The organism is Frankia sp. CgKIO3, assembly GCF_977946435.1.
The window spans coordinates 1-7,101 of record NZ_CDWTMO010000188.1; the positions used below are offsets into that span (position 1 = coordinate 1).

General features: G+C 71.9%; 7 protein-coding genes and 1 pseudogene. 5 read left to right on the forward strand and 3 right to left on the reverse strand.

Translation table 11 applies throughout. The annotated features are described in order from the left end of the window. The 3 genes from AC08OJ_RS17200 to soxR all read right to left on the reverse strand — a co-directional run. On the reverse strand, positions 1-1,181 hold a 1,181-nt coding region (locus AC08OJ_RS17200; protein ID WP_476596262.1), incomplete at its 3' end, for an ABC transporter substrate-binding protein. Between the two features lie 243 nt (positions 1,182-1,424). Then, on the reverse strand, positions 1,425-2,174 hold the full coding sequence (locus AC08OJ_RS17205; protein WP_476594705.1) for an NADPH-dependent FMN reductase: 750 nt from the start codon (positions 2,172-2,174) through the stop codon (positions 1,425-1,427). Between the two features lie 141 nt (positions 2,175-2,315). Then, on the reverse strand, positions 2,316-2,807 hold the full coding sequence (gene soxR / locus AC08OJ_RS17210; RefSeq protein ID WP_476596263.1) for a redox-sensitive transcriptional activator SoxR: 492 nt from the start codon (positions 2,805-2,807) through the stop codon (positions 2,316-2,318). Between the two features lie 209 nt (positions 2,808-3,016). On the opposite strand from soxR, the gene AC08OJ_RS17215 reads away from it, so the two are divergent. From AC08OJ_RS17215 to AC08OJ_RS17235, 5 genes and pseudogenes are all read left to right on the forward strand, one after another. Next, a complete protein-coding gene (locus AC08OJ_RS17215; protein WP_476596264.1) occupies positions 3,017-4,204 on the forward strand; it encodes a UDP-glucose--hexose-1-phosphate uridylyltransferase in 1,188 nt (395 codons plus the stop codon). A gap of 66 nt (positions 4,205-4,270) precedes the next feature. Continuing rightward, entirely contained in the window at positions 4,271-5,551 is a 1,281-nt protein-coding gene (galK, locus tag AC08OJ_RS17220; RefSeq protein WP_476596265.1) for a galactokinase, read from the forward strand. 256 nt (positions 5,552-5,807) lie between these two features. Next, positions 5,808-5,975 (forward strand): annotated as a pseudogene (locus AC08OJ_RS17225) (short-chain dehydrogenase); the annotation flags it as partial. Between the two features lie 76 nt (positions 5,976-6,051). After that, positions 6,052-6,354 carry an SDR family oxidoreductase gene (locus AC08OJ_RS17230; RefSeq protein WP_476594653.1) on the forward strand — a complete coding sequence of 101 codons (303 nt, stop codon included), beginning with the start codon at positions 6,052-6,054 and terminating at the stop codon, positions 6,352-6,354. Between the two features lie 355 nt (positions 6,355-6,709). Beyond that, on the forward strand, positions 6,710-7,101 hold a 392-nt coding region (locus AC08OJ_RS17235), incomplete at its 3' end, for a hypothetical protein (protein WP_476596266.1).

A 7,101-nucleotide genomic window follows, 5' to 3' on the forward strand; every position in this document is an offset into this window, starting at 1 on the left:
AACGAGGCCGAGCAGGTCTCCGGGCCGAGCGGCACGAAGCTCTTCGACGCGCTGTCCCACCGGGCTCCCCGCAGCGTGGTATTGAAGATCCGTTCCGCCCCGGGGATCGGCGTCGTCGCCGTGAGGTTCAGCCGCGGGACGATGCCGCCCAGGTCCAGGTCGGTGGTCCGGTTGAGCTGGTCGAGCAGGGTGCGGGCGGTGAGCTCGCCGGACACCTTGTTGCCCACCTTCTCGGCGATCTGCACGGACAGCCACGCGCCGGTGGTGGTCGTCGTGGTGCGCAGCGCGGGGGCCGCGTCCGCGTCCCCGCCGGCCTGCTCGGCGTCCAGTTCGGAGATCATCCGGGCGACCTCGGGGAACTGGCCGGCCTGGCTCAGCTCGGGGAACGCGGTCGCGACCACGAGGTTGTCCGCGGCCGGACCGAGCGTCGACAGGTACTTCGGCGAGAGGGTTCCGGCCGCGTGGCAGGTCCGGACCCGCTGGCCGGCCTGGGAGATCACCGCATAGGCGGCCTGGTCGAACACGACGAGCACGGCTCCGTCGGCACCGGACCGGGTGAGCTGGGAGATCGCCGGGGTGAAGTCGCTCGTTGTGATCGGAATACGGATCTTCGGATTGATCGGACGGTTTACCGCCTTCGCGCCGCCCTCGGCCATGATGATGAGCCGGTCGCTGGCGCTGAGGTCGTAGCCGACCAGCCCGAGGCGGGTGGCCCCCGCCTTGGCGAGCAACGACGGGCAGACCGCGGGGTAGAGGGTCAGCGGGCTGATGACGTAGCTGATCGGGGAGCTGAGCTCGGATCCGTCGGCCGAGATCCCGGCCGAACCGATGGACGGGACCCCCGCGTTCTCCAGGATGGGCATGATCCCGCCCGAGCCGCTGACCTCGCTGACGACCGCGAGCACGTGCTGATCCACCGCCTGCTGGGCGCACTTCCTGGCCATGGCGGCGTCGTTCTTCTCGTTGCAGTGCACGAGCTCGACCCGGTGGCCGGCGATCCCGCCCCGGGCGTTGACTCCGCGCACGGCGGCCCGGGCGGCGGCCACCATCTCCGGGTAGTTCGTCCCGGACGTGCCCACCGGGGCGATGATCATCAGCTTGACCGTCGATCCGGCCGAGGAGGTGCCGGTGGCTTCGCCGTCCGAGTCGCCACCGCACGCGGCGAGCGTGCCCGCCAGCACGGCGCCCAGAACCGCCGCGGCGAGCCGCCGGAGCCCGTGCCGTCGTCCCCACCGTGCCGCCTCCTCGTCGTGCGTGCCTCGTCATGCGTCCCGTGTTCCAGTCCCCTGCCGGGCCCCGCCACGGTAGACCTGCCTGCTCAAGACGGATACGCCCGGGTTAGCCGGGACCCGCACGGGCCGCGGCGCGGGGTCGCGTCTCGGCGTCAGAGCACCTCAGAGCACCTCAGAGCACCTCAGAGCACCTCAGAGCACCTGGGACCAGGCATAGGTGAACCCCATGATCTGGTCGGCGAGGGTCTCCAGGCGGGCCGCGACGGTTGGGTCGAGTACTCGCCCGTGCGGGTCGAAGAGCGGCACCGCGGTGTTCAGGGTGACTCCCAGCGGGGTCGGCCAGCCGCGCAGGGCGTGCACCGTCGAGCGCAGGGCCGTCAGTGTCGTCCCGGCCGCCTGCGTGCCCCGGGCTCCGACGATCAGTGCGACCGCCCGGCCGTCCAGGTAGGGCCAGGGCGCGCCGCGCAGGTCCTCCAGATAGTCCAGGGCGTTCTTGACCTGGCCCGACGTCCCGCCGTGGTAACCGGGAGTCGCGATCACGAGGCCGTCGGCCCGTTCGACGGCGGCGAGGAGGCGCAGCGCCGCGGCGGGACGTTCCTGGCGTTCCGGCGCGTACATCGGCAGGTCCAGGTCCGCCGCACCGAGCAGCATCGTCTCCGCGCCGGCCTGCCCCATCATCGCCAGCACCGTCGCCAGGGCCTGGTGGGTGGTGGAGTTCGCCCGGCTGCTGCCACCGATGCCGACGATTAACGGGCGGCGGCGACGGGCCCGCACCGGACCGGGACCGTCCGGCGGCATGTCGGGCGAACGGTGCGCCGAGACCCGGCTGGGCCGCCCGGAGACGGGACCCGTACCGACCGTCTGGCTGCCCGTCTGGCTGCGCCCGCTCCTCGGCTCGCCGTTGCTGGCACCCGGTTGGAACATGCCGAATGTGTCTCCCACTACCCCTCCTCGTCCCGGATCCAGGCGTCCTGGTCCGGCGTCTCGGTCCGGCGTCTCGGATCTGGCTCATGTCGGTCCGGCGATGGACCGCCACCCGCGTGCCGTCGCGTCTGTCCTATCGCGGATGTCCTAGCCGATGTCCTATCGGACGGGCTGACCACACCGATCGAGGGGGTTGCGGGTCCGGCGCAGCGCGGCCGGCAGCGCGCGGGCGCCCGGCCCCAGCTCGGCGATCCGGTCGTGCGGATTCGAGATGCGGCAGCGAAGCAGCGACAGGCAGCCGCAGCCGATGCACGAGTCGAGTCCGTCACGCAGCGCGACCAGAGCCGCGATCTCGTCGTCCAGCCGGCCGCGCCACCGCCGCGAGACCGCGGACCAGTCCGCCTTGGTCGGCGTGCGCGACTCGGGCAGCGACGACAGGGTCTCTCGCACCTCGTCGAGACTGAGCCCGACCGCGGTGGCGGCGCGGATGAACGCCAGCCGCCGCAGGACATGGCGCTCGTACCGGCGCTGCCCACCCGAGGTCCGGGTGGCGGTGAACAGGCCCCGCTGTTCGTAGAAGCGCAGCGCCGACGCGGCGAAGCCACTTCGTTGCGAGAGCTCACCCACGGTCATCAGATCGGTAGGAAGCATGCCCGCAGACTATGGTGTTGAAGTTGAACTCAACATGAGGTTCCCGGAACCCGGCGGCGCCGCGACGGGCTGGCCGTCATGCCTCGTTACGTCTCGTTACGTCTCGCCGCCCCTCGTTGCCCCTCGTCGCCCCTCGTCACGCCCCGGTTCCGTGGTAATGGGGATCACCCCCGGCCGTCCCGGCAGCGCGTTTGCCGCGGTCGCCGCCCATGGCAGGCTTCGTCGCGATGGACGACATCACGCATCGGCGGTTCAACCCGCTCACCGGCCGTTGGGTTCTGGTCTCGCCGGGGCGGACGCGGCGACCGTGGCACGGCGGTCAGGAACCACCGCCGGTGCCGGCCGCGGTCGCCCATGATCCTCTATGCGACCTCTGCCCGGGCAACCTCCGGGCCGGCGGTGAACGCAACCCCTCCTACTCCGGTACCTACGTGTTCACCAACGACTTCCCGGCGCTGCGTCCCGACCCGGTCCGGCCCGCCGCCCCGCCTGTCGCCCCGCCCGTCGGCCCGCCCGTCGACTTGCCCGCCGACCCGGCTCCGGTGTGGCCGGCGGGTCCCGGATCGGGCCTGCTGCGCAGCGAACCGGCCCGGGGGACGTGCCGGGTCGTGTGCTTCGGCCCTCGTCATGATCGCGGGCTCGTCGACATGACTCCGGCCGAGGTCCGGGCGGTCGTGGACACCTGGGCGGCGCAGGAGGAGGAACTCTCCCGCACCTGGCGCTGGGTGCAGGTCTTCGAGAACCGCGGCACCGCGATGGGCGCGTCGAACCCGCACCCCCACGGTCAGATCTGGGCCTGCGACGTGTTGCCCGACGAGCCGGCCGCCGAGGACGCGCGGCAGCGGGAGCACTTCGCCCGGTCTGGCAGCTCCCTGCTGATGGACTACGCCGAGATCGAGACGGCGGCGGGGGAGCGGGTGATCCTGGCGGAGGAGCACTGGCTCGTCGTCGTGCCGTTCTGGGCGCTGTGGCCGTTCGAGACCCTGCTCCTGCCCCGGCATCCGGTCGACCGCCTCGCCGCGCTCTCCGACGACCAGCGGGACGGGCTGTCCCGCCTGCTCGGCCGCCTCCTCACCGGTTACGACGCCCTGTTCGACCATCCCTTCCCGTTCTCGATGGGCTGGCACGGGGCTCCCGGGCCGCATCCCGCGCCCGGACCCCGGCCGGGACCAGGGCCGGGGCCGGACCTTGATCCTGGCCGGGGACCCGGCGATCCACCCGCGGCGTTCTGGCAGCTGCACGCCCACGTCTATCCGCCGTTGCTGCGCTCCCCGACCATTCGCAAGCATCAGGTCGGCTACGAGATGCTCGCCGACGTGCAGCGCGACCTCACCCCGGAGGCCGCCGCGGACCGGCTGCGCGCCGTCATGGCTCCCGTCGCCGCGCACCGGACCTGAGCCGAGCCCGCGCGGCCGTGGTCATCCCGCGTGCCGCAGGGCCCACGACTCCCCGACACTGGCGTCATGAGAGCCACCGAGCATCCGGCCACCGAGCGTGCGGTGCGCGCGTTCGTCGAGACCTACGGAGAGCGGCCCACCCACCTCGTCCGCGCGCCCGCCCGGGTAAACCTCATCGGCGAGCACACCGACTACAACGACGGCTTCTGTCTTCCGGTGGCCATCGACCGGGAGCTGTGCATCGCCTTGCGCCGTAACGAGGCACCCGAGCTCCGGCTGGTGTCCGAGCAGGATGCGGTGCCCGCCGTGATCCCGCTGCCGCCGCCGGGCCTCGATACCCCGGTGTCCGCCCGGGCACCCGGATGGGTCCGGTATGTCGAAGGCGTCGCGGTGATGCTGGCCGCCGAGTCGGCCTCCCGTGCCGCCGCCGGGTCAGGCTTCCCGGCCGGAGGGGGCCCGGTGCCCTGGCGTGGCACGCTGGCCAGCGACATCCCCGTCGGCGCGGGACTGTCCTCCTCGGCCGCGCTGGAGCTGGCCGTCGCCCTGGCCGGTGCGCATCTCGCCGGGTTGACGCCCTCGCCGACGGAGCTCGCGCTGCTCGCCCAGCGGGCGGAGAACCTCTGGGTGGGGGCGGCGACGGGCCTGCTCGACCAGCTCGCCTGCGCCGCGGGCGTGGCCGGCCACGCGCTGCGGATCGACTGCCGCACGCTGACGACCGAGCCGGTGCCGCTGCCGGGCGGGCTGGCCGTGGTGGTCATCGACACCGGCTCGCGCCGACAGGTGGTGACCAGCGAGTACGCCACCCGACGGGCGGAGTGTGAGCGGGCGGCGCGGGCGCTGGGCGTCGCCGCGTTGCGGGACCTCACGCCCCGGTCGATGGACGAGGCGGTGGCCCGGCTCGGCAGGTCCGCCCGGTCGGATAGGACAACCCGGCCGGGCGGAGCGGCCGGCGGGACCGGTCTGGACCCGGTCGCGCTGCGCCGGGCCCGGTTCCTCGTCGCCGAGAACGCCCGGGTCGACGCCGTCGCCGCGGCACTGCGCGCGGGCGACGCCCCAACGGCCGGGCGGCTGTTGCTGGCGGGGCATCGCGGGATCCGGGAGGACTTCGAGGTGTCGGGTCCGGAACTCGATGCGGCGGTCCAGGCGGCTTCGGCGGCTCCGGGGTGCTTCGGCGCCCGGATGACCGGCGGTGGTTTCGCGGGCTGTGCGGTGGCCCTCGTCGACCGGTCCCGGCTGACCGCCTTCACCGAGACGTTCGAACCGGCGTATGCCGCACTCACCGGCCGGTGGGCCGTGCTGCACGTCTGCTCGGCGGTCGCCGGCACGTCCGTCCTGGACCTCGGGTAGCGACCGGGGAACGTCCGTCCCACCAGCTACGCCGTCGACGTCAGCCGCCGCACCCCAAAACCTGACTGACCACCTCAACCGGCACGATCTATCAGCGTGACCACATCCGTTCTCCTGATCACAGGGGCTTCCTCCGGCATCGGCGCCGCAACAGCGCGACTCGCCGCCAGCAAAGGGTGGCGCCTCATCCTCGCCGCCCGCTCTCACCATAGCCCTTCACGAACTTGCCGCGGAACTGGGCGGCCCAGCCCGGGCCGTGGCAGCCCTCTGCGACATCAGCGACTGGGACCAGGTCACCACTCTGCCCACGCTCGCCCACGGCGCGTTCGGCCGACTCGACGCGGTGTTCGCCAACGCCGGCTCCTTCACCGCCACCTCCTTCCTGCGCGGCACCGGATCCCCGCAGCAGTGGCGCGAGATGGTGCTGACCAACGTCTACGGAACCGCCCTCGTCGCCCGGGCCACCCTGCCCACCCTCGTGCAGTTCCGGGGAGCACTTGGTGCTCACCGGTTCGGTGGCCGGCCGCATCACCGTCCCCGGGCAGCTCTACTCCGCCACCAAGTGGGCCGTCACCGCCATGGCCCAGTCCATCCGAGCCGAGGTCACCAGTACCGGCGTGCGTGTCACCCTCATCCAGCCGGGACTCGTTAAAGCCGGCGAAACATCGCCCGACCGGGCCACCGACTCGAAACTCGGCACCACTGACGTCGCCCGTGCGGTCCTGTTCGCACTCGAGCAATCCGACACCGTCGATATCAACGAGATCGTCGTCCGGCCCACCGGTCAACAGCCACACCGCTGAAGGTCCACCTGGCCCGTCCAGCAGATAGGGGATGGAGTGGCTCGGCGTCGAGATAGGCAACCAGGACTCGATACTCTAAAATTCCGATCATGGCTCTGACCTGGGCCGTTGCACTACCGCCGGATCGCTGCAGAATCGGTCCACGATCCACCGCCGATCATGCCTTCAACCTGCGACTTTACTTTCGGGGTCGGGTCGCTGATCATCCCTGGAAGGATCGCAACGGTTGTGTCCGACTGTTGGATATCGAGGACAGGCGGGTCGCTGATCACCCCTGGAGGGATCGTGGTGGGGCACGGCGGGCCGGTAGCGGTGGGATCATGACTGGGAGCCTCAGGGACGGGAGAAGACTGTGATGTCCGAGGAAACCGCTGGCCCGTCAGGTGAATCTGCGGCCGAGCGTGAATCGGGGGCGCGGCCGCCAGCCGGTCGGGAACCGTCCGGGCAGCCGGCGCCCGATGCCGACGCGGGGCGCGACGCCGATACGGGGGCGGATGAGGCTCGGGCGACGTTTGAGGGCAGGTTCGACCTCCGTCCGGTCGACTGGGACGGCTCGTTCTCCCGAGTATGGAACGCGCGGCATGGCCAGGAGTTGACGAATGAGCTTGCCGCCGAACAGGAGCGGCGGGAGAACCAGAAGCGGATCGAGGAGTACTGGCGGGAAGCACGGGAGCAGATGAACGCCGAGTTGGCTCGGGAGGAGGCACGGCGCTGGGAGGAGGACCGCGAGCGGGCGGTGGCGGAGGG

Bases quoted from the DNA above. Each gene is read 5' to 3' on its own strand.
- soxR (WP_476596263.1), bottom strand. From the start codon at position 2,807: ATGCTTCCTACCGATCTGATGACCGTGGGTGAGCTCTCGCAACGAAGT.
- galK (WP_476596265.1), top strand. From the start codon at position 4,271: ATGAGAGCCACCGAGCATCCGGCCACCGAGCGTGCGGTGCGCGCGTTC.
- AC08OJ_RS17215 (WP_476596264.1), top strand. From the start codon at position 3,017: ATGGCAGGCTTCGTCGCGATGGACGACATCACGCATCGGCGGTTCAAC.